Consider the following 20,247-nt stretch of genomic DNA (forward strand, 5'->3'; position numbering starts at 1 on the left):
CGGTACCGTCGTGCGGTATGGACACGTCGTGGTGGCCCGCGCTCGTCGCGGTCGTGGTGCTCGCGCTGGTGGTGGCGGTCGTCGACGGGCGGAGGCGGTCGACGCGTCGGCCCTCCTCCCGGCGCCCTCCGGAGCGGACCCGTCCGCCGGGACGGACCCGGCCGCCGGCCCGGCCGTCCGCGCGTCCGTCGGACAGGCCCGCGGAGTCCCGCGAGGGCCGGGGGCCGAAGGCCGGTGAGATCTGGTGGGCGGACGTGCCCTTCGAGGACGGGCCCGGGTCGAAGGACCGGCCCTGTCTGGTGCTCGCGGTACGGGGAGGCGGCGCGCTCGTCGCCAAGATCACCAGCAAGCACCACGAGGAGCGGCCGGGGGTGATCGCGCTGCCGCCGGGGACGGTGGGCGACGCGCGGGGGCGGCCGAGCTTCCTGGAGACGGACGAGCTGCGGACCGTGCCGGTGGCGGACTTCCGGCGGAGGGTGGGAGAGGTGGACCCGGCCCTGTGGGACCGGGTCCGTCATCTCGCGCGCTAGGGCGCCTTCCCGGAGGGGAGGCTCAGGCCCAGAGCTGGCCCTGGACCGTCTCGATGGCCTCTTCGGTCGTCGCGGCCGTGTAGAGGCCGGTGGAGAGGTACTTCCAGCCGCCGTCGGCGACGACGAAGACGATGTCGGCGCTCTCCCCCGCCTTGACGGCCTTGTTGCCGACGCCGATGGCCGCGTGCAGGGCCGCGCCGGTGGAGACGCCCGCGAAGATGCCCTCCTGCCGCAGGAGTTCGCGGGTGCGGGTGACGGCGTCGGCGGAGCCGACGGAGAAGCGGGTGGTGAGGACGGAGGCGTCGTACAGCTCCGGTACGAAGCCCTCGTCGAGGTTGCGCAGGCCGTAGACGAGGTCGTCGTAGCGCGGCTCGGCGGCCACGATCCTCACGTCGGGCTTGTGCTCGCGCAGGTAGCGGCCGACGCCCATCAGGGTGCCGGTGGTGCCGAGCCCGGCCACGAAGTGGGTGATCGAGGGCAGGTCGGCGAGGATCTCGGGGCCCGTGCCAGCGTAGTGCGCACCGGCGTTGTCGGGGTTCCCGTACTGGTACAGCATCACCCAGGACGGGTTCTCGGCGGAGAGCTCCTTGGCGACGCGCACCGCCGTGTTGGACCCGCCCGCCGCGGGGGACGAGACGATCTCCGCGCCCCACATGGCCAGCAGCTGGCGCCGCTCCTCGCTGGTGTTTTCGGGCATGACGCAGACGATGCGGTAGCCCTTGAGCCTGGCGGCCATGGCGAGGGAGATGCCGGTGTTGCCGCTGGTCGGCTCCAGGATGGTGCAGCCGGGGGTGAGCCGGCCGTCCTTCTCCGCCTGCTCGATCATGTGGAGCGCGGGGCGGTCCTTGACCGAGCCGGTGGGGTTGCGGTCCTCCAGCTTCGCCCAGATCCGGACGTCGTCCGAGGGCGAGAGCCGGGGGAGACGGACCAGCGGCGTGTTGCCGACCGCCGCGAGCGGGGAGTCGTAACGCATGTGGATCAGACCATGCCGCCGGCGACGGCCGGCAGGATCGTGACGCTGTCGCCGTCGGAGAGCTTGGTGTCGATGCCGTCGAGGAAGCGCACGTCCTCGTCGTTCAGGTAGACGTTGACGAAGCGGCGGAGCTTGTCGCCGTCGACGATGCGGGCCTCGATCCCGGCGTGGCGGGTCTCCAGGTCGGCGAAGAGCTCGGCGAGGGTCCCACCGCTGGCCTCGACGGCCTTGGCGCCGTCGGTGTAGGTGCGGAGGATGGTCGGGATGCGGACCTCGATGGCCATGGCGTGGGCTCCTGTCGGAAGTGGCGTGATGGGCGCGCTGCTGGGGCCCCGCGCGGAGGGGATCGTACGGTGGGGGCGCTCGGCCGGTCGTCGCCGGTCGCTCAGAGCGCGGTCCGGATCGTACAGATCGCGCTGGCGAGGCGGCCCAGGTCGACGTGCAGGCGGGCAACGAGCATGACGGTGCTCGGCGTCTCTTCGCTCACGTCGTGGGAAACCATGGGCTCATCGTATCGATTCCCGGTCCGGGTTCCGGAATGTGATCTCACATGCTGGATGCTTCCTGACCGACTGCCGGACCGTGCAGGTAGACGACGGTCGGCGTGCCGGTCCTGGGGTGCGGGACGACCTCCGCGTCCACGCCGTAGACGGCGTCGAGGAGGGCGGGGGTGAGGACCTCGGCGGGGGTGCCGCCGGTGACGACCCGGCCCCGCTCCAGGACGTAGATCCGGTCGCAGTACGCCCCCGCCAGGTTGAGGTCGTGCAGGGCGAGCAGGTTGGTGGTGCCCAGGGTGCGGACGAGGGCGAGGACGTCCAGCTGGTGGCGGATGTCCAGGTGGTTGGTGGGCTCGTCGAGGACGAGCAGGGCCGGTTCCTGGACGAGGGCGCGGGCGACCAGGGCGCGCTGGCGCTCGCCGCCGGAGAGCGTGGGGTAGGCGCGGTCGGCGAAGCCCGCGAGGCCGACGCGGGCGAGGGCCGCGTCGGCGTGCGCGCGGTCGGGGGCGGTGTCGCCCTCCCAGAAGCGCTTGTGCGGGGAGCGGCCGAGGGCGACCAGCTCGCGGACGGTGAGCTCGAAGTCGGTGCCGGTGTCCTGGGGGACGGTGGCGACGCGGCGGGCGCGGGCCTTGGGGCCGAGGGCGCGCAGGTCGTCGCCGTCGAGGAGGGCGCGTCCGGCGGTGGGGGCGAGGGTGCCGTAGACGCAGCGCAGGAGGGTGGTCTTGCCGCTGCCGTTGGGGCCGATGAGGCCGACGGTCTCGCCGGGGCGGACGGTGAGGTCGACGGAGCGGAGGCGGTCCTCGTACGCGAGGCCCTCCAGGCGCAGTTCGGTCACAGGAGCGCTCCTTCGGGGCGTCGGCGCATCAGCCAGAGGAAGAACGGGCCGCCGACGAGGGCGGTGAGGACGCCGACGGGGAGGTCCTGGGGCGCGATGAGGGTCCGGGCGCCGAGGTCGGCGAGGACCAGGGCGACCGCGCCGCCGAGCGCGGCGACGGGCAGCAGGCGGCGGTGCGGGGCGCCGACGGCGAACCGGGCGGCGTGCGGGGCCATGAGGCCGATGAAGCCGACGGCCCCGCTCGCGGAGACCATGACGGCGGTGACGAGGGAGACGAGGACGAAGACGGCGGCGCGGAAGCGGGCGGTGTCGAGGCCGAGGACGGTGGCGTCCTCCTCGCCGACGAGGAGCAGGTCGAGCGGGCGGGCCAGGGCGAGCAGCACGCCGAGGCCGAGGACCAGGACGGCGGCGGGCAGGACGAGGGTGTCCCAGCGGGCGCTGCCGAGGCCGCCGAGGGACCAGTACAGCGCCTCGCGGAAGTGCTCGGGGCGGCCGCCCGCGGCCAGGATCAGGGTGGTGAGGGCGGAGAGGATGTACGAGACGGCGACGCCGGCGAGGACGAGCCGGGGGCCGGTCATGGTGCCGCCGCGCCGGGCGAGTCCGTAGACGAGGACGAGGGAGACCAGGGCTCCGGCGAAGGCCCCGGCGGGCAGGGCGAGGGTGGTGGTGACCCCTCCCCCGATGCCGACGACGAGGACGAGGACGGCTCCGGCGGAGGCCCCGGAGGAGATCCCGAGGAGGAAGGGGTCGGCGAGCCGGTTGCGGACGAGGGCCTGGAGGACGGTGCCGACGACGGCGAGCCCGGCGCCGACGACGACGCCGAGCAGGAGCCGGGGCAGCCGCACGTCGAGGACGATCGTCCGGTACGGGGAGGGCCCGGCCCGCCCGGTCAGGGCGTCGAGCACCTGGCCGGGCGGGATGCGGACGGAGCCGAGGGCGAGGGAGGCCAGGCAGGCGGCGGCCAGGGCGAGCAGGAGCCCGGCGACGACGGCCGGGGTGCGCAGCCGCCCGGCCGGGGGCCGGGGGCGCGGGACCCGCGCCGGAACGGTCTGCTTCTCCGTGGTGCCGGGGGCGCGGGTCCCGGTGCTCATCGGGCGGCGGCCGGGTGGAGCTGGGCGGCCAGCTTCTCGACGGCGGCGGGGACGCGGACGCCGAGGACCGCGTCGGAGAGGGGCATCACGGCGAACCGGCGGTTCTTGATCGCGGGGACGTCCTTGAGGGCGGGGTCCTCCAGGAGCCGCTTCTTCTTCTGCTCGACGGTGGTGGAGCCGTAGTCGTAGATGACGACGACCTCGGGCTTGCGGGCGACGACCTGCTCCCAGGTGGCGTCGCCGAAGGCCTTGTCGAGGTCGGCGAAGACGTTGCGGCCGCCGGCGCGGGTGATCAGTTCGTTGCCGATGCCCTTGCCGCCGGCGGTGAAGGCGGTCTTGTCGCCGCTGTCGTAGACGAAGACGGAGACGGGCGGGAGGTCCTTGAGGCGCTTCTCGTTGGCGGCGACGGTGGCGCGGGCCCCGGCGATCCACTTCTCGGCGCGGTCGGGGACGCCGAAGGTGCGGCCGACCTCGGTCACCTCCCGGTAGAGGTCGTCGACGGAGGTCTTGCCGGAGGGGCAGTACTCGGTGTTGAGGCGGGTGGATATGCCCGCCTTCTTCAGGTCGTCGCGGCTGCGGCCGTCCTTGGCGTCGAAGGCGGAGGCGTAACCGCCGTAGACGAAGTCGGGGTTGGCCGCGAGCAGGGCCTCCTTGGAGGGGTACTCCTTGGCGAGGACCGGGACGGAGTCGTACGCCTTCTCGTAGGCGGGCAGGACCTCGTCGTCGAGGTAGGCGGTGCCGACGAGGGACTTCTCCAGGCCGAGGGCGATCATGATCTCGGTGACGTGCTGGTTCATGGTGACCGCGCGCTTCGGCGGGGCCTGGAAGGTGCTCTTCACGCCGCAGTTGGTGACGGTGTACGGGAATCCCGGTGCCGCCTTCGCCGCGGGCGTCTGCTCCGCGGGGGCCGAGCAGGCGGCGAGCAGGGGGACGAGGGCGGCTGCGGGCAGCAGGACGCGGCGGGGCCGGGACATGGCGGTGTGCCTCCTCCGGGGATTTCCACGTCCCCGATCGGTGGTGGGAGGCGGCAGGCCAGTTCCTGGCTCCCGGCGTCCTGGGGACGCCGGTCACAGTGGCGGGACCGTGCCGGATTCGCACCGGCTTCCTGGGTCCTGCCGCCCGGGTTCCGGGTCAGTGTCTCAGGCGTCGTACGCCGCGACGACCTCGACCTCCTCCTCGGTGACGACGCCGTCGACGATGGAGTAGGAGCGGAACTGGAAGGGGCCCGTGCCGTCGGTGTCGGCGGTGGAGACGAGGACGTAGTGGGCGTGCGGCTCGTTGGCGTACGTGATGTCCGTGCGGGACGGGTAGGCCTCGGTCGCGGTGTGCGAGTGGTAGACGATCACGGGCTCCTCGTCCCGGTCGTCCATCTCGCGGTAGAGCTTGAGCAGGTCCGCGGAGTCGAACTCGTAGAAGGTGGGCGAGCGGGCCGCGTTGAGCATGGGGACGAACCGCTCGGGGCGGCCGCTGCCGGCCGGGCCCGCGACCACGCCGCAGGCCTCGTCCGGGTGGTCGGCGCGGGCGTGTTCCACGATCTGGTCGTACAGGGCCCGGGTGATGGTCAGCATGGCGACAGGATAGACAGACGGGCCCTCCCGTACCGAGGGGTGGTACGGGAGGGCCCGGATGCTGGGACGGGTGCGGTTTCCGCCCGGGATCAGGGGCGCTTGGCGAAGGCCGCGCCCTCGGGGTTGCGGGACTTCAGGACCAGGTAGGAGACGCCCAGGATCAGGCCCCAGACCGGCGCGCAGTAGAGGGAGACGCGGGCGCCCTCGTCGATGCCCATCATCACGATGACCATGCCGATGAAGAGGAGCGCGAACCAGCTGGTGAAGGGGGCTCCCGGGGCCTTGAACGTGGACTCGGGGAGCTCGCCGCGGTTCGCCTTGGCGCGGTAGCGGATCTGGCAGACCAGGATCATGATCCAGGCCCACATGCCGGAGATGGTGGCGAAGGAGACGACGTACTCGAAGGCCTTGCCGGGGGCGACGTAGTTGATCCAGACGCCGACGAGCATCAGCGAGGCCGAGAAGGTCAGGCCGAGCAGCGGGGTGCCGCTCTTGGTGAGCTTGGTGAAGACCTTCGGGCCCTGGCCGTTGAGCGCGAGGTCGCGCAGCATCCGGCCGGTGGAGTACATGCCCGAGTTGCAGGAGGACAGGGCCGCGGTGAGGACCACGAAGTTGACGATGGCGGCGCCGACGCCGAGGCCCATCTTCTCGAAGGCCGCGACGAACGGGGAGACGCCCGGCTGGAACTCGGTCCACGGCACGACCGACAGGATCATGATCAGCGCGCCGACGTAGAAGACGGCGATGCGCCACGGCACGGTGTTGATGGCCTTGGGCAGGACGGTCTTCGGGTCCTTGGACTCGCCGGCGGTGACGCCGACCAGCTCGACGGCGAGGAAGGCGAACATGACGATCTGGAGCGTCATCAGGGTGCTGCCGACGCCGTTCGGGAAGAAGCCGCCCTGGTTCCACAGGTGGGCGACGGTCGCGGTGTCGCCGGCGTCGGAGAAGCCGACGGTGAGGATGCCGGCGCAGATCAGGATCATGCCGATGATGGCGGTGACCTTGACCATGGAGAACCAGAACTCCAGCTCGCCGAAGAGCTTCACGGAGATCAGGTTGGCGCCGTAGAGGATCACGGTGAAGACGAGGGCGGAGACCCACTGCGGGATGTCCCACCAGTACGTCATGTAGGTGGCCGCGGCGGTGACCTCGGTGATGCCGGTGACGACCCAGAAGAGCCAGTACGTCCAGCCGGTCACGAAGCCCCAGAACGGGCCGATGAACTCGCGCGCGTACTCCGCGAAGGAGCCGGACACGGGGCGGTACATGAGCAGCTCGCCCAGGGCCCGCATGATGAAGAAGATGACCAGGCCCGCGATCGCGTAGGCCAGGATGAGGCTGGGTCCGGCCTTGTGGATGGCCTTGCCCGCGCCGAGGAAGAGTCCGGTGCCGATGGCACCGCCGATCGCGATCATCTGGATCTGCCGGGCGCCGAGGCCACGCTGGTAGCCCTCGCCGCCGCCCACGGCCCCGTCGGTGCCGTCGTGCTGCTTGTCGACCTGCACAGAGGTCATGGTGGTGCGCCTTTCTCCATGCTGATCCGCGCGACTGCGTGTGCGTCTGCCGCGGACCAGATCCTGATCCCCCCGGATGTGGATGGAGTGCCACCGGCGGTCAGCCGGTCCAAGCGCCCTCGGGGACAGGGGTGGCGTCCCCGAGCGGTCGTGAAGATTTATCACGGGGTGGGCGGTGATCGAGGGAGTTGCGCGTGGCGCGGGTCACATAAAAATACGGACACACGGGATTCAAGAGGGCCAAGCGGACGCTCCGATAACGCATTCGTTATCCGGATTTGAGCGTCCGCTGAGCGAACAGCCGGTGTCGCGACCCCTCACGGAGGGGTCAGGAGGACAGCAGGGTCTCCACGAGGGATTCCTGGAGCGCCCCCAGCCAGAGGTACGCCATCACCATCGGCTTGCGCGGGTCGGAGTCCGGCAGCCGGTAGAGCCGCTCGCTCTCCTCGTCGTCCGCGACCTCCAGACGGGTCCCGATGGTCAGCCGGAGGTCGTTGAGCGTGCCGAGCCAGGCCCGGGACTCGTCCGGGGAGAGCTTGAGGACCGCGCCGCCCTCCCCCGCCGCCTCGGCGGAGAGGGAGTCCAGGGCGCGCACCACCACGAGGGCGTCCTCGCGCTTGCGGGCCCGCAGGTCGTTCTCGGTGTAGCGGCGGAAGTCGGAGGCGGCCGCCCGCAGCTCCTCGGTGTCGTCCCCGTACGCGTCGGGGAAGAGGCGCCGCAGGGCGGGGTCGGACGGGGGCTCGCTGGGGCCCTCGGCGAAGAGCGCGGCCAGCGGGTCGGCGTCGGCGGCGGGCTCGTCGCCCGGCCCGATCAGCTCCATGAGCTGCACGGCGAGGGAGCGGAGGATGGAGATCTCGACGTCGTCGAGGGCGACGGCCGCGCCGCCGCCGGCCAGGGCCTCGAAGCGGCCGGCCATCAGCCGCGGTCCTGGGTGAGGGTCGCCCAGAGGCCGTAGCCGTGCATCGCCTGCACGTCCCGCTCCATCTCCTCGCGGGTGCCGCTGGAGACCACCGCGCGGCCCTTGTGGTGCACGTCGAGCATCAGCTTGTGCGCCTTGTCCTTGGAGTATCCGAAGTACGACTGGAAGACGTAGGTCACGTAGCTCATCAGGTTGACCGGGTCGTTGTGCACGAGGGTCACCCAGGGCACGTCCGGTTCGACGACCGCCGATGTCTCCTCGGCCGGGTCCGTACGTTCGATCTCGATAGGCGCGACGCTCACTCACCCCATGCTGCCACCCCGGGGGGTCCATCGCACAAACGGGCCGGGGCTCCGGCGGGGGCGCGGAACCAGAAATCGTCACTCTGACGATTTCTGCGCTAGCATCACTGCCATGAACGCTGCGGACCTTGGGCTGCCGGTGGACGTGCCGTCGACCGCGCTCTTCACCGATCAGTACGAGCTGACCATGCTCCGGGCGGCCCTCGCGGCCGGCACCGCCGACCGGCGCTCCGTCTTCGAGGTCTTCACCCGGAGGCTGCCCGAGGGGCGGCGCTACGGGGTCCTCGCGGGCGTCGGACGCGTCCTGGACGCCGTCGAGAACTTCCGTTTCGACCCGGCCGTCCTGGAGTTCCTGCGCGAGCGCTCCATCGTCGACGAGCCGACCCTGGAGTGGCTGTCCCGCTACCGCTTCACCGGGGACGTCTGGGGCTACCCCGAGGGCGAGGTGTACTTCCCCGGCTCCCCCGTCCTGCGGGTCGAGGGCTCCTTCGCGGAGTGCGTGCTCCTGGAGACCGTGATCCTCTCGATCCTCAACCACGACTCGGCCATCGCGGCCGCCGCCTCCCGCATGTCGGCCGTGGCCGGCGGACGGGGCCTGATCGAGATGGGCGCCCGGCGCACCCACGAGCTGGCGGCCGTCGCCGCCTCCCGCGCCGCCTACGTCGGCGGCTTCGACTCCACCTCGGACCTGGCGGCCGGCTTCCGCTACGGCATCCCGACCGTCGGCACCTCCGCCCACGCCTTCACCCTGCTCCACGACAGCGAGCGGGACGCCTTCCGGGCCCAGGTGGAGACCCTGGGGCGCGGCACGACCCTGCTGGTCGACACCTACGACGTGGCCGAGGCCGTCCGGACCGCCGTCGAGGTGGCCGGCCCGGAGCTCGGGGCCGTCCGGATCGACTCCGGGGACCTGCTGCTCGTCGCCCACCGGGTGCGGGCGCAGCTGGACGAGCTGGGCGCCCGGGACACCCGGATCGTGGTCACCTCGGACCTGGACGAGTACGCCATCGCCTCGCTCGCGGCGGCCCCGGTCGACGCGTACGGGGTGGGCACGCAGCTGGTCACCGGCAGCGGCCACCCGACCTGCTCCATGGTCTACAAGCTGGTCGCCCGGGCCGCCTCGGCCGACCCGAAGGCGCCGCTGGTGCCGGTGGCCAAGAAGTCCCTGGGCGGCAAGGCCTCGGTCGGCGGGCGCAAGTGGGCGGCCCGCAGGACCGGTGCGGACGGCGTCGCCGAGGCGGAGGTCGTGGGCACCGGACCCGTCCCGGCGGACCTCGCCGACCGGCAGCTCCTGGTCGAGCTGGTCAAGGGCGGACAGGTGGTGGGCCGCGAGCCGCTGGAGGCCGCCAGGGCCCGGCACATCGCGGCCCGCGCCGGGCTGCCGATGTCGGCGGTCCAGCTGTCGCGCGGCGAGCCGGTGCTGCCGACCGAGTACGCCTGACGTCCGCGCGTCCGGCCCGTACGCCTCCGCAGAACGGCGTAGCCGCCGTAGTGGCCCGGGGTGCCCCCTCCCGAAGGGGAGGGGAAGTCTCTAGGCTCGATCCCACCCCCTCCGACGCCCTAAGGACACCCGCCATGCACCGCGCATTGATCGTTGTGGACGTTCAGAACGACTTCTGCGAGGGCGGCAGCCTCGCGGTGAGGGGCGGGGCGGACGTCGCCGCCGCCATCACCGACCTGGTCGGCCAGACGGCGGGCACCTCCTACCGGCACGTCGTCGCCACCCGCGACCACCACGTGGACCCGGGCGCGCACTTCGCCGCGCCCGGCGAGGACCCGGACTACGTCACCTCCTGGCCCGTGCACTGCGTGGCGGGCACGGAGGGCGTCGGCTTCCACCCCAACTTCGCGCCCGCCGTCGCCAGCGGGGCGATCGACGCCGTCTTCGACAAGGGCGCCTACGACGCCGCGTACAGCGGCTTCGAGGGGCGCGACGAGAACGGCCTGACGCTCGCGGAGTGGCTGCGCGAGCGGGACGTCGCCGAGGTCGACGTGGTCGGCATCGCCACCGACCACTGCGTCCGGGCGACGGCCCTGGACGCGGCCCGGGAGGGCTTCCGGACCCATGTGCTGCTCGACCTGACGGCGGGCGTGGCGGAGGCGACGACGGAGCGGGCCCTGGAGGAGCTGCGGGCGGCGGGCGTGGAGCTGACCGGGAAGCCGGTGGTCTGAGGCGCCGCCCGGAAGGGGTCCTCGGTGGAGGGGCCTCCTACGCGGCGCGGCCCCGGGGCACGACCGCCGCCGGCGCCTCCCGCACGGCCGGCTCCCTGGGCAGGGAGCGGGCGGGGTGCCAGAGCTCCTGGGCGGCGCCCGGGGTGGATCTCCACAGCAGGCCGTCCGGGTGGTGCAGGACGGCGGTGACCTCGTCCGGCGTGGGCGGCTCGGTGTTGCCCCGGAGGTAGACCGCGCGCAGTCCCAGGTTCCGCAGCCGGGTCAGGGCGCGGGCCCGGTTCGCCGCGTGGACCAGGAAGCGGACCGTGGCGCCGTCGCCGGCCGGGCTGGGCAGCCCTATGGCCACGACCACGCTGCCTCCCGGCAGCTTGCAGAACCCTCCGTTGGGCATGTGGAACCACTCCCCCGTGGTCGGTGTCAATAAGAAAAGCGTCAGACGCACCTAAACACGATCGGCCGCCGCCCGCTAGGGGGCGACGGCCGATCATGCTTTGACCTGCGGTTTTACCGATTACTTCGTGGACGGGCCCACGCGGACCGTGATCGTCTCGCCGTTCTTCGGCTCCTTGACGACCTCGATCTTGGTGTTGGTGTCAGTTACCTGGACACCGGCGCGAGCGGTCTCCTGGAACCAGTAGGTGCCCTTGCGGTCGTCGAAGACCGGGTTGCCCTTGAGCGACGGCACGAAGGTCGCGACGTCCGCCTTGTGGAGCTGGAGGGCGTCGGTCCTGTAGGTGCCGAAGGTGGAGTCGTACGCCTGGACGCGGTTGCGCATCAGGGTGCCGTCCTTCCACTTCAGCGGGGACGGGTGGGCGTCGACCGGAAGGATCAGACCCTGGCCCGGGTGGACCGCGGTGTTGTTGTCCTTCTGGGAGAGGTCCCACTTCCAGATGAGCAGACCGTTCTGGTACGGGTAGTGCTCGACCCAGGTCGACTTCTCGCCGGTGAACCCGAAGTTGTACGGGCCGACCTTGAGGGTCGTGTCGTACGAGACGTACTGGCGGTTCTCGGCGATGTAGTACTGCTCGTAGGCCTTGGTGAAGCCCTTGCCGACGCGGGAGAAGCCCTTGGCGGCCCAGCCGTTGTCACCGTTCTCGACGTTGTCGGAGAACACGGCGGCGCCGTCGGCGGTCACGGTGATGGCGTCGGCGGTGAAGCCCTTGCCGCCCGCGCCGCCGTCCGTCTGGTAGCGGAAGCGGAGGTCGAACTTCTTGCCCGCGTAGGCGGACAGGTCGTAGACCAGCTTCTTGTGGGCGCCGGAGACGTCGGTCAGCGCCGGGGCGCCGCTGGCGTCGCGCGGGATCTGCTTGCCGTCGGCGGTGCCGTCCAGGGCGGTCCAGTTGGAACCGTCGGTCGAGACCTCGGCGTACAGGTAGTCGTAGTCGAGCTCGATGTCGTACCAGCCCTGGAGCTCCAGGGAGGCGGACGTCTTGCCGGTGAGGTCGACGGAGCGGGTCAGGGTGTTCTTGAGGTCGTCACCCATGCCGCTCCACCACTGCGTGGCACCCTCTGCGGGCGCGACGATCTCGGTGGTGACCTGCTTCTTCGGCAGCTCGACGACGAGCGCCTGCGGGTTCTTGGTGTTGTACTCGGCGACGCCCAGCTTGTGGGTGGAGTTCCACTTGCGGGCCTCGTTGGCGACCTTGGTGTAGTTCAGCCAGCCGAGCTGCAGCTTGTCCCAGGCGTTCATGTCGCCGGGCAGGTCGCCGATGGCGTCCTTGCCGCGGCCGAGCCAGGAGCCGGAGGACATGAGCGACCAGAAGCCGGTCGAGTTCTCGGCGCCGGGGAGGCCGGAGGTGTCGTACAGGTCCGGCAGACCGAGGTCGTGGCCGTACTCGTGCGCGAAGACGCCGAGGCCGCCGTTCTCCGGCTGCATCGTGTAGTCGCCGACCCAGATGCCGGAGTCGCCGATCTGCGTGCCGCCGGCCTTGTTGTTCGCCGGGCCGGTCTTGCCCGCGTTGGTGCCGTAGGCGTACCAGCGGTGGGCCCACAGGGCGTCGCCGCCCTGGGCGCCGCCGCCCGCCGACTCGTCCTCGCCCGCGTGGACGATCTGGAAGTGGTCGATGTACCCGTCGGCCTCGTTGAAGTTGCCGTCGCCGTCGAAGTCGTACCGGTCCCACTGGTCGTACTGCGCCAGGTCGGCCTTGATCTGGGCGTCGGTGCGGCCCTTGGCCTTCTGGTCGGCGGTCCACGCGGTGACGCCGTCGCGGACGGCGTCCCAGACGTTGGAGCAGTTGCTGTTGCCGCAGTAGTTCGAGCCGTAACGGGCCTCGTTGTACTCGACCTTGACCCAGTCGGAGACGCCGCCCTCGACCGAGTAACGGCCGGACGAGGTCTTCTCGTAGTAGGTCTTGAGCGACTCCTTGGGCTGTCCCTTGGCGTCCTTGCCGGTGCCGAAGTACAGGTCCTGGAAGTGCTGCTGGTTGTAGTCCTTCTGCCAGGCCGTGGAGTTGTCGTTCTTGCGGTTCGGCTTGGCTATCTGGTTGTGCAGCGGGCCGGGCGTGCCGCCGTACTTCGGCTTCGGCTCGGTCGTGTCGTCGTCGGCGCGGTCGACGAGGGTGGTGTTGTCCACCTTGTCGCCGAACTCGACGAGGATCGTGAAGATCTTGTCGGTCTTCTCACGGCCCAGCTCGACGTACTTCTTGCTGTCGAGCTTGACGACCTGGGAACCACCGCGGCGCTCGACCTTCTTCTTGCCGCTCAGCACCTGCTCCAGGGCGGCCTTGCGCTGCTGCGCCTGCTGCTCGCTGTAGGGGCCTTCGAGGTCGTGGTCGACCGCCGTCTTGTCGATGCCCGCGCCGGGCGCGCCGGGCGCCGGGTCGTGGCGGACGTCGGCCGGCGTGACGTTGCCGTCGTTGTGGGCCCACGCGGTGGTGAACGTCGAGGCGGTGGCGGCGGTGGCCGCCAGCGCCACGACGACTGCGGACGTTCTGATCGCCCGTCGTCTGTTGGTCACTTGATGTAGTCCTCCCCGGCGACCGCACTCGCGGACCGGAGGTGGGGTGTCCGCCCGGCGGGTCGCGCGTCACAAGTGACGACATTCGACCGGAGTGAGACCAGAAAAGACAGACCTTGACTTGGACATACCAACTGCACTATGCAGGAGCCGATTTCCGGTAATCGGACGCCTCATGGGCGCGTCGTGAAGGATTTTTGACGATCACGTGACCCTGTGCGCCCCCCGTGCACCGGCACCGGCCGCGGTCGGGCTTACCCCTCGCTCCACCCGGGCATCCACCGTCGTAGAGTCGAACCGTTGTCTTGAGGGGCGGGTACTCGTCATGCAGCGTCCGAACGCCGCACAGCTCATCCGTGGTTCGGCCACCGTCGTCCTCGCGACCGTCGCCCTGCTGCTGCTCACCGGCACGACGTCGACCGCCGGCATCGCCGCGGCCTGTGCCGCCGGACTGCTGCTCGGCGTCCTCGTGGCGGTGAGGATGCCGGGGCGGGCGGGGTCCGTCAAGACCTCCGCGCCGATCGCGCCCGCTTCCGGAGCCTCCGGGACTTCCGGGACTTCCGGGAACGAAGAGATCCGGGTGCCGGCCGCGCGCGTGGGCGGGAGGACCGGGGCCCGGATCTCTTCGTGACGCCGATGACGTCCGTGCTTCGGGGCCTTACCGCGGGACGGAGACCACCACCGTCTTCGCCGCCTTGTCGTGCAGGCCCTGCTTGTAGGGCTTGTCGACCAGGATCAGGATCAGCAGGAGCAGCGGCCACAGGCAGGCGCAGCAGATCAGCGCGGGCAGCCACAGCACGACGGCGCGCAGCAGCGACTGGCTCATCGGGGGCGTCGAGCCGTCGTTGAGCATCGCGACCCGCAGCTTCATCAGCTTCTTGCCGAGGGTCTGGCCGTTCCTGGCCGTCAGGATCGTGTCGTAGGCGACGTACGCGACGATCGTGATGAGCTGGAAGACCAGCTGGCCCCCGCCGTTGAAGCTGCTGACCGCGTCGCCGAAGTCGTCGTCGGACGACACCCGGTCGTAGACCTTGAACGGGATGCCGATGATCGCGAGCGGCACCGCGACGATGACCCAGTCGATGAGCCGGGCGAGGATGCGCCGGCCGGAGTCGGCGAGCGGCGGCATCCCGGCGAGCGGATCGGTCCCGCCGTAACCACCCCCGTAGCCGCCTCCGTACGGGGGCGGTGGCGGGGGCATGTTGTTGTCGTACGGGGAGCCGTACGGGTTCCCGGGCGGCGGGCCGCCCGGAGGCGGGCCGGCGGGGGGCGGACCGCCGGGGGGCGGCTGGTCGCCCCCGTACGGCGGCGTGGGCTCCTGCGGCCTCTTGCGGAACGGGTCCTCGTCGGGGGGCGGACCGGGCGGCGGCTGGTCGGTGCTCATGGGGGCAGTGCATCCCGGGCGGGACGCCCCCGCAAGGAATCACCGCCCGTTCGGGGGACCCGGCCCCGGCACCGGCTCCGGCCCGGCCCCCGTCGGGTCAGCGCGCCACGAAGGTGCGGGCGGCCTTGTCGTGCCAGCACTGGCGCCAGGGCCGGTCGAAGACGCACCACAGGACGTTGAGGACGCCGACGGCCAGGACGCCCAGGACGCCGTACACGAGCCAGCGCTTCAGGGATCCGCCGAACGTCGGCGGCTCGTGCGCCTCGATGTCCCGCACCTGGATCCCGCAGAGCTTCTTGCCGAGGGTGCGGCCCCACTTGGCGGTCGGCAGCACCTCGTACAGGATCCCGATGACGACGAGGGCGGCGAGCGCGATGCCGAACTGGACGGAGGTCGTCGAGTCCACCAGCCAGACCTGGACGGTGGTGCCGGACTGCCGGGCCGCCTCGATCTTGCCCTCGATGTGGTCGAGCGCGGCGGTCAGGAAGGGGAAGGCGGCCGCGCCGGCGAGGGCGCCCGTGACGGCGGAGTCGATCAGACGGGCGAGCAGGCGCCTGCCGAGCCCGGCGGGGCGCGCGGAGGCCTGCGCGCGGGCCGCCTGGAGGAAGGGGTCCTCGACGGGCGGCTTCCAGGGGACGACCGGCGGCGGCTGCTCCTGCGACGGGGCCTGGGGCTGGGCCTGCGGCTGGGGCTGGGCCTGTGCCTGCGGCTGGGGTTGTGCCTGCGGCTGGGCCCAGGCCGGGGTGACGGGAGCGGGGGCGGGCTCCGGGGCCGGCTGCGGTGCGGGCCGGGGCGCCGGGGTGGGGATCGGCGTGACGGGCATACCGCCGAGGCGTGCCGCTCCCCCGGCCGGACGGGGGTCAACCGGCCGCACCGGGGCGGGGGCCTGGGGCTGTGCCTGAGCCTGGGGCTGCGCCTGGGCCGGGGCCTGGGGCTCGGCCTGCTCGCCCGCGACCGGCCACTCCGTCGGGGTGCGCGGGTCGGGGGACCGGGGCGCGCCCCAGGAGACCTTCCGGTCGCGGTCGCCGCCGAAGCCGGTCTGCCGGGAGGTGTCGGCCTGCCAGGCCGAGGCGGGCTCGGCCGGGGCCGGTTCCTCGTCGAGGAAGACGGGCCCGGTCTCCTCCACGGTGGGTACGGGGGCGGGGGCGGGCGTCCGGACGGGTGCGGGCGCCGGGGACTCGGTCCGGGCCTGCGCGGCCACGGGCGCGGGGGCCGGGGCGGGCGCCTGGGTCCGGGCGGGCACGTGCGCGGGCGCCTGGGCCCGGGGCTGGTCCTGGGGCTGGTCCTGGGCCGGGGGCCGCGCCCGCACGTGGTCCGGGGCCTGCGCCTGGGCCGGTACGGAGGCGGCGGGCCGCTCGGTCTCGGCGGCGGGCGCGGGAACAGAGGTGGGGGCGGGAGCGGGGCCGGGGGCCAGGAGCGGGCCGGCCGGGGCCGCCGCGGCGGGCGGGGGCGGGGCGTCGCCGTCCGAGGGGGCGGGCCGGCTCGTGCCGGGGACCCACGCGCCCCCGTTCCAGTACCGGATGTACCCGGGAATGGACGGGTCCGGGTAGTACCCCGCCTGCGGTACCTCTCCGCCGCCTCCAGGAGGAGTAGCCACTGCCCCGACTCCGTTCAGTCACAACGCCCTTGATCCGCACGGCAGCGCGCCGGGCGTGCCGCGCCCAGGGATGACAGTAACGAAGAACGTCGCCGAGGGATGAAAGAGCCCGGGAGAAAGGCCGCCTTCGGGCGACACTCGCCGGAATCGGTCACTCCTCGTGATGTTCGGGCCGATGCCTCGGGTTCCCTCGTCCAGAGGAGCATGTCCGGGACGCGCCCGGGCACACGTGCCGGAAAAAACTTCCCGAAAAAACTTCCCGAAGTCGCGTAATGAGCCGCGGGCATCCCGCTCTCTCCTGGTGAAGGCCCACCCGGGGCCCTCCACGAGAAGGAGTACGACCATGCAGAACACCGACGACACCACCGTCGAGCGCGAGCTGGAGCTGAAGCTGGTTCTCTCCCCCGAGCGCGCCGTCCCGGTGCCCGCGCGGCTCGCCTACCGGACCGACGACCCGTACGCCGTCCACATCACCTTCCACATCGGCACGGACCACCCGGTCAACTGGACCTTCGCGCGCGAACTGCTCGTCGAGGGCGTCTTCCGGGCCTGCGGCCACGGGGACGTCCGCATCTGGCCGACCAAGGTCGACGGCCGCGGCGTCGTCCTGATGGCGCTCTCCTCCCCCGACGGCGACGCCCTGCTGGAAGCGCCGTCCGCGCAGGTGTCCGCCTGGCTGGAGCGGACCCTGCGCGCGGTGCCGCCGGGCACCGAGTCGGAGCGGCTCGGCATCGACGACGGGCTCGCCGAACTGCTCGCGACCACCGTGGCCGCCGACGACCTGTGGCTGCGCGACCCGTGGCCGTCGGACGAGTCGCAGGACGGCGAGCGCTGAGCCCGTGCGCAGGCCCTTCCGGGGAGCCCCGGAAGAGCGGGAAGCCCCAGGAGACCGGAGAGTCCCGGAAGAGCGGGGAGCCTCAGAAGAGCTTTCCGGGGTTGAGGAGGCCGAGGGGGTCGAAGGTCGCCTTGATCCCGCGCTGGAGTTCGAGACCGACCGGCCCCAACTCGCGGGCCAGCCACTCCTTCTTGAGGACGCCGACGCCGTGCTCGCCGGTGATCGTGCCGCCGAGGGCGAGCCCGAGCGCCATGATCTCGTCGAAGGACTCGCGCGCCCGCCGCGACTCGTCCTCGTCGGTGTGGTCGAAGCAGACGACGGGATGGGTGTTGCCGTCGCCCGCGTGCGCGCAGACGCCGATGGTCAGGCCGTACTTCTCCGCGACGGCCGCCGTGCCGTCGAGCATCTCGGCGAGCCGGGTGCGGGGCACGCACACGTCGTCGATCATCGTGGCCGACTTGATGGTCTCCAGGGCGGTGAGGGAGAGCCGGCGGGCCTGGAGGAGGAGTTCGGACTCGGCGGCGTCGGCGGCCGGGACGACCTCGGTGGCACCCGCCGCCGTGCACAGCTCGCCGACGGCGGCGAGGTCGGCGGCCGGGTCGGGGGTGTCGAAGGCGCACAGGAGGAGCGCCTCGGTGGTGTCGGGCAGACCCATGCGCGCCAGCTTGTTGACGGCCTGCACGGTCGTACGGTCCATCAGTTCGAGGAGCGACGGGGTGTGGCCGCGCTCCATGATCGCGCAGACGGCGGCGCAGGCGGCGGAGGCGGAGGGGAACTCGGCGGCGAGCGCGAGCTGCGCCGGGGGCTGCGGCTTGAGGGCGAGGACGGCCTTCACGACGATGCCGAGGCTGCCCTCGGAGCCGACGAAGAGCCGGGTCAGGTCGTATCCGGCGACACCCTTGGCGGTGCGGCGGCCGGTGCTCAGGAGGCGTCCGTCGGCGAGGACGACGTCGAGGCCGAGGACGTACTCGGCGGTGACCCCGTACTTGACGCAGCACAGGCCGCCGGAGGCGGTGCCGATGTTGCCGCCGATGGTGCACGTCTCCCAGCTGGACGGGTCCGGCGGGTAGTACAGGCCCCGTTCGGCGACGGCCCGGGACAGGACGGCGTTGACCACGCCCGGTTCGACGACGGCGATCCGGTCGACGGGGTCGATCTCCAGGATGCGGTCCATCTTCACGAGCGAGAGCACGACGCAGTCGTCGGTGGCGTTGGCGCCGCCGGACAGTCCGGTGCGGGCGCCCTGCGGGACGACGGGGACGCGGAGTTCGGTCGCGGTCCGCATCACGTGCTGGACCTGTTCCACGGTGCGCGGGAGCACGACGGCCGCGGGGGTGCCGGCCGTGCAGAAGCTCGCCATGTCGTGGGCGTAGGAGGCCGTCACGTCCGGGTCGGTGAGCAGGGCCTCGGCGGGCAGTCCGGCGAGCAGGCGCGCGTGGAGCCGTGACCGGAGGTCGTCCTTCTGCGGTGTCTGGAGATCGTCCATGCGTCCAGCGTGGCACCCGGGGCCATCGGTGTGAACCTGCCGGAGCGGGCGCTTCGTGTGCTCTTCGTACGGGCGGGGCTGGGAGCACAGTGAGTGCCGTGAAGAGCCAGAACGTGTCGAGGGCGGTCCTCGCCGCCGGAGTGGGGGCGGTGCTCGCGGCGACGGCGCTGCTGTACGCCCCGGAGTTCCTCGGCCGGGGGACGCCGCCCCCGCCGGGACCGGCGGAGCGGGCGGTGATCGCGGCCCGCGCGGGCGCGCAGGCGGCGCTGCCGGACCTGGCCGCGCTGATCGCGGACCGGGAGCGGTGGCTGCGCGCGCACCCGGACGACGGGGCGTCCTGGGCGGAGCTCGGCACGGCGTACGTGGAGCGCGGGACGCGCCTCGGGGACGTACGGGACTATCCGCGGGCCGAGGAGGCGCTGCGCCGCTCCCTGGCCGAGCGGCCCGCCGCGCGCGGCAACACGGCCGCGCAGCTGGGCCTGGGGGCCCTCGCGGGGGCGCGGGGCGACTGGCGGACCGCCCGGGAGTGGGGCGAGCGGGTGCGGAAGGCGGAGCCGGGGCGCTGGCCGGCGTACCCGGTCCTGATCGACGCGTACAACGGCCTCGGGGACTACGGGGCGGCGCGCAAGGCGATGGAGAGGCTGGAGGAGCTGCACGCGGGCGCGGTGGTGCGCGCGCGGGCCGCGCAGACGTACCGCGACCGGGGCTGGCGCGAGGACGCGGACGCGGCGGCCCTGGACGCGGCGGCGCTCGCGGAGGCGGACGCGGAGAAGGCGGCGGCCCTGGGGCGGCTCGGGGACCTGGCGTGGGAGCGGGGCGAGCCGGAGGAGGCCCTGGAGCGGTACGGGGCGGCGCTGGGGCTCGTACGGGACCACGGGCCCTCGCTCGCGGGCCGGGCGCGGGCGCTCGCGTCCCTGGGGCGCACGGACGGGGCGGTGCGGGACTGGCGGGCGGCCCTGTCCCGGCTGCCGCTGCCGGAGTACCTCCTGGAGGCGGGCGAGCTGTACGAGTCGCTGGGCCGGGACGCGGAGGCGCGGGCGCTGTACGAGCGGCTGCGGACGGGTACGTGGGCGCGGGCGGAGGTGCCGCTCGGGCTGCTCGGCGCGGACCACGGCGACCCGGCGGCGGCGGTCGTCCGGCTGCGGGCGGAGTGGGCGCGGGGGCACCGGTCGGTGGGGGTGGCGGACGCGCTGGGGTGGGCGCTGTTCCGGGCGGGACGGGCGGAGGAGGCCCTGGAGTACGTGAAGCGGGCCACGGACGAGGGGCTGCGGAGCGCCCTCTTCTCGTACCACCGGGGCGAGGTCGAACGAGCCCTCGGCCTGCGGGGCCCGGCCCGCCGCCACCTGGCGGAGGCCCTGCGGATCAACCCGGCCTTCTCGCCCCTGCACGCCCCGCGGGCGGCGACGGCCCTCGCGACCCTCGGCGAACCACCGGAGGAACTGCCGGAGGGGGCGCTGCCGGTGGCGCCCGTGGCCAAGGAGAAGACGGAGAGGACGGCGACGGCGGGGCCGGGGACGCGCGCGTAGGGGGCGTGCCGCCGGGGGGCGCGGCTCGATGCCGGGCGGGGGCTGTCGCCGGGACGTGC

Annotated in this window: 21 protein-coding genes and 1 riboswitch; of the genes, 6 read left to right on the forward strand and 15 right to left on the reverse strand. The window is 72.7% G+C overall.

From position 1 onward, the window contains the following. Window positions 1-17: 17 nt before the first annotated feature. Window positions 18-530, forward strand: a complete 513-nt coding sequence (locus tag ACIQD7_RS16405; RefSeq protein ID WP_389667132.1) for a type II toxin-antitoxin system PemK/MazF family toxin — start codon at window positions 18-20, stop codon at window positions 528-530. Window positions 531-552: 22 nt separating this feature from the next. Here ACIQD7_RS16405 and ACIQD7_RS16410 read toward each other — a convergent pair whose 3' ends face one another. The 10 genes from ACIQD7_RS16410 to clpS all read right to left on the reverse strand — a co-directional run bounded on the left by ACIQD7_RS16410 (window position 553) and on the right by clpS (window position 8,232). Beyond that, window positions 553-1,503: a PLP-dependent cysteine synthase family protein gene (locus ACIQD7_RS16410; protein ID WP_402442213.1), complete on the reverse strand. Its 951-nt coding sequence runs from the start codon at window positions 1,501-1,503 to the stop codon at window positions 553-555. A 5-nt stretch (window positions 1,504-1,508) separates the two neighbouring features. Then, window positions 1,509-1,787, reverse strand: a complete 279-nt coding sequence (locus ACIQD7_RS16415; RefSeq protein ID WP_121829863.1) for a MoaD/ThiS family protein — start codon at window positions 1,785-1,787, stop codon at window positions 1,509-1,511. A 101-nt stretch (window positions 1,788-1,888) separates the two neighbouring features. Then, complete coding sequence (locus ACIQD7_RS16420; protein WP_383406804.1) at window positions 1,889-2,005, reverse strand: putative leader peptide; 117 nt, start codon at window positions 2,003-2,005, stop codon at window positions 1,889-1,891. A 44-nt stretch (window positions 2,006-2,049) separates the two neighbouring features. After that, window positions 2,050-2,835 (reverse strand): ABC transporter ATP-binding protein, encoded by a 786-nt coding sequence (locus ACIQD7_RS16425; RefSeq protein WP_402442215.1) that lies wholly within the window; start codon window positions 2,833-2,835, stop codon window positions 2,050-2,052. Next, a complete protein-coding gene (locus ACIQD7_RS16430; protein ID WP_402442217.1) occupies window positions 2,832-3,926 on the reverse strand; it encodes a FecCD family ABC transporter permease in 1,095 nt (364 codons plus the stop codon). The genes ACIQD7_RS16425 and ACIQD7_RS16430 overlap by 4 nt, the downstream gene beginning before the upstream one ends. Continuing rightward, the gene (locus ACIQD7_RS16435; protein ID WP_402442219.1) at window positions 3,923-4,900 is read right to left on the reverse strand and encodes an ABC transporter substrate-binding protein; all 978 of its coding nucleotides are present in this window, start codon (window positions 4,898-4,900) and stop codon (window positions 3,923-3,925) included. Before ACIQD7_RS16435 ends, ACIQD7_RS16430 begins: the two co-directional genes overlap by 4 nt. A gap of 59 nt (window positions 4,901-4,959) precedes the next feature. After that, window positions 4,960-5,034: riboswitch (cobalamin riboswitch) on the reverse strand. A 31-nt stretch (window positions 5,035-5,065) separates the two neighbouring features. After that, window positions 5,066-5,494, reverse strand: a complete 429-nt coding sequence (locus ACIQD7_RS16440) for a Mov34/MPN/PAD-1 family protein (protein WP_121829860.1) — start codon at window positions 5,492-5,494, stop codon at window positions 5,066-5,068. A gap of 89 nt (window positions 5,495-5,583) precedes the next feature. Beyond that, window positions 5,584-7,011 carry an amino acid permease gene (locus ACIQD7_RS16445; protein ID WP_402442221.1) on the reverse strand — a complete coding sequence of 476 codons (1,428 nt, stop codon included), beginning with the start codon at window positions 7,009-7,011 and terminating at the stop codon, window positions 5,584-5,586. A 328-nt stretch (window positions 7,012-7,339) separates the two neighbouring features. Then, window positions 7,340-7,927, reverse strand: a complete 588-nt coding sequence (locus ACIQD7_RS16450) for a DUF2017 domain-containing protein (RefSeq protein WP_121829858.1) — start codon at window positions 7,925-7,927, stop codon at window positions 7,340-7,342. Further along, on the reverse strand, window positions 7,927-8,232 hold the full coding sequence (gene clpS, locus ACIQD7_RS16455; protein ID WP_121829857.1) for an ATP-dependent Clp protease adapter ClpS: 306 nt from the start codon (window positions 8,230-8,232) through the stop codon (window positions 7,927-7,929). Before clpS ends, ACIQD7_RS16450 begins: the two co-directional genes overlap by 1 nt. A gap of 112 nt (window positions 8,233-8,344) precedes the next feature. Here clpS and ACIQD7_RS16460 point away from each other — a divergent pair, with 112 nt between their 5' ends. Beyond that, window positions 8,345-9,673 (forward strand): nicotinate phosphoribosyltransferase, encoded by a 1,329-nt coding sequence (locus ACIQD7_RS16460; RefSeq protein ID WP_121829856.1) that lies wholly within the window; start codon window positions 8,345-8,347, stop codon window positions 9,671-9,673. Between the two features lie 134 nt (window positions 9,674-9,807). Then, window positions 9,808-10,404 (forward strand): isochorismatase family protein, encoded by a 597-nt coding sequence (locus ACIQD7_RS16465; protein ID WP_383406783.1) that lies wholly within the window; start codon window positions 9,808-9,810, stop codon window positions 10,402-10,404. Window positions 10,405-10,441: 37 nt separating this feature from the next. Here the strand turns inward: ACIQD7_RS16465 and ACIQD7_RS16470 are convergent, their stop codons facing one another. Together ACIQD7_RS16470 and ACIQD7_RS16475 are read right to left on the reverse strand one after the other, a co-directional pair. After that, window positions 10,442-10,795, reverse strand: a complete 354-nt coding sequence (locus ACIQD7_RS16470) for a hypothetical protein (RefSeq protein ID WP_121829854.1) — start codon at window positions 10,793-10,795, stop codon at window positions 10,442-10,444. A gap of 120 nt (window positions 10,796-10,915) precedes the next feature. Next, window positions 10,916-13,360 (reverse strand): immune inhibitor A domain-containing protein, encoded by a 2,445-nt coding sequence (locus ACIQD7_RS16475; protein WP_402442223.1) that lies wholly within the window; start codon window positions 13,358-13,360, stop codon window positions 10,916-10,918. A gap of 325 nt (window positions 13,361-13,685) precedes the next feature. On the opposite strand from ACIQD7_RS16475, the gene ACIQD7_RS16480 reads away from it, so the two are divergent. Continuing rightward, entirely contained in the window at window positions 13,686-13,991 is a 306-nt protein-coding gene (locus ACIQD7_RS16480) for a hypothetical protein (protein WP_402442225.1), read from the forward strand. Window positions 13,992-14,018: 27 nt separating this feature from the next. On the opposite strand, the gene ACIQD7_RS16485 is transcribed toward ACIQD7_RS16480, so the two are convergent. Together ACIQD7_RS16485 and ACIQD7_RS16490 are read right to left on the reverse strand one after the other, a co-directional pair. After that, a complete protein-coding gene (locus ACIQD7_RS16485) occupies window positions 14,019-14,744 on the reverse strand; it encodes an RDD family protein (protein WP_401419739.1) in 726 nt (241 codons plus the stop codon). Between the two features lie 97 nt (window positions 14,745-14,841). After that, window positions 14,842-16,341, reverse strand: a complete 1,500-nt coding sequence (locus ACIQD7_RS16490) for an RDD family protein (protein ID WP_402442227.1) — start codon at window positions 16,339-16,341, stop codon at window positions 14,842-14,844. A gap of 343 nt (window positions 16,342-16,684) precedes the next feature. Here ACIQD7_RS16490 and ACIQD7_RS16495 point away from each other — a divergent pair, with 343 nt between their 5' ends. After that, on the forward strand, window positions 16,685-17,176 hold the full coding sequence (locus tag ACIQD7_RS16495; protein ID WP_121833986.1) for an SsgA family sporulation/cell division regulator: 492 nt from the start codon (window positions 16,685-16,687) through the stop codon (window positions 17,174-17,176). A gap of 82 nt (window positions 17,177-17,258) precedes the next feature. Here the strand turns inward: ACIQD7_RS16495 and ACIQD7_RS16500 are convergent, their stop codons facing one another. After that, window positions 17,259-18,662 (reverse strand): FAD-binding oxidoreductase, encoded by a 1,404-nt coding sequence (locus ACIQD7_RS16500; RefSeq protein ID WP_402442230.1) that lies wholly within the window; start codon window positions 18,660-18,662, stop codon window positions 17,259-17,261. A 98-nt stretch (window positions 18,663-18,760) separates the two neighbouring features. Between ACIQD7_RS16500 and ACIQD7_RS16505 the strand changes: the two genes are divergently transcribed. Next, on the forward strand, window positions 18,761-20,188 hold the full coding sequence (locus tag ACIQD7_RS16505; protein ID WP_402442232.1) for a tetratricopeptide repeat protein: 1,428 nt from the start codon (window positions 18,761-18,763) through the stop codon (window positions 20,186-20,188). The last annotated feature ends 59 nt before the right edge of the window (window positions 20,189-20,247 follow it).

Source organism: Streptomyces sp. NPDC093071, from assembly GCF_044754545.1.
Taxonomy (GTDB): Bacteria; Actinomycetota; Actinomycetes; order Streptomycetales; family Streptomycetaceae; genus Streptomyces.

Excerpts from the sequence above, each read along its gene's own strand:
- ACIQD7_RS16405 (WP_389667132.1), top strand. The coding sequence starts at position 18 with ATGGACACGTCGTGGTGGCCCGCGCTCGTCGCGGTCGTGGTGCTCGCG.
- ACIQD7_RS16410 (WP_402442213.1), bottom strand. The coding sequence starts at position 1,503 with ATGCGTTACGACTCCCCGCTCGCGGCGGTCGGCAACACGCCGCTGGTC.
- ACIQD7_RS16415 (WP_121829863.1), bottom strand. The coding sequence starts at position 1,787 with ATGGCCATCGAGGTCCGCATCCCGACCATCCTCCGCACCTACACCGAC.
- ACIQD7_RS16420 (WP_383406804.1), bottom strand. The coding sequence starts at position 2,005 with ATGGTTTCCCACGACGTGAGCGAAGAGACGCCGAGCACCGTCATGCTC.
- ACIQD7_RS16430 (WP_402442217.1), bottom strand. The coding sequence starts at position 3,926 with ATGAGCACCGGGACCCGCGCCCCCGGCACCACGGAGAAGCAGACCGTT.
- ACIQD7_RS16435 (WP_402442219.1), bottom strand. The coding sequence starts at position 4,900 with ATGTCCCGGCCCCGCCGCGTCCTGCTGCCCGCAGCCGCCCTCGTCCCC.
- ACIQD7_RS16440 (WP_121829860.1), bottom strand. The coding sequence starts at position 5,494 with ATGCTGACCATCACCCGGGCCCTGTACGACCAGATCGTGGAACACGCC.
- ACIQD7_RS16445 (WP_402442221.1), bottom strand. The coding sequence starts at position 7,011 with ATGACCTCTGTGCAGGTCGACAAGCAGCACGACGGCACCGACGGGGCC.
- ACIQD7_RS16450 (WP_121829858.1), bottom strand. The coding sequence starts at position 7,927 with ATGGCCGGCCGCTTCGAGGCCCTGGCCGGCGGCGGCGCGGCCGTCGCC.
- ACIQD7_RS16460 (WP_121829856.1), top strand. The coding sequence starts at position 8,345 with ATGAACGCTGCGGACCTTGGGCTGCCGGTGGACGTGCCGTCGACCGCG.
- ACIQD7_RS16465 (WP_383406783.1), top strand. The coding sequence starts at position 9,808 with ATGCACCGCGCATTGATCGTTGTGGACGTTCAGAACGACTTCTGCGAG.
- ACIQD7_RS16470 (WP_121829854.1), bottom strand. The coding sequence starts at position 10,795 with ATGCCCAACGGAGGGTTCTGCAAGCTGCCGGGAGGCAGCGTGGTCGTG.
- ACIQD7_RS16480 (WP_402442225.1), top strand. The coding sequence starts at position 13,686 with ATGCAGCGTCCGAACGCCGCACAGCTCATCCGTGGTTCGGCCACCGTC.
- ACIQD7_RS16485 (WP_401419739.1), bottom strand. The coding sequence starts at position 14,744 with ATGAGCACCGACCAGCCGCCGCCCGGTCCGCCCCCCGACGAGGACCCG.
- ACIQD7_RS16495 (WP_121833986.1), top strand. The coding sequence starts at position 16,685 with ATGCAGAACACCGACGACACCACCGTCGAGCGCGAGCTGGAGCTGAAG.
- ACIQD7_RS16500 (WP_402442230.1), bottom strand. The coding sequence starts at position 18,662 with ATGGACGATCTCCAGACACCGCAGAAGGACGACCTCCGGTCACGGCTC.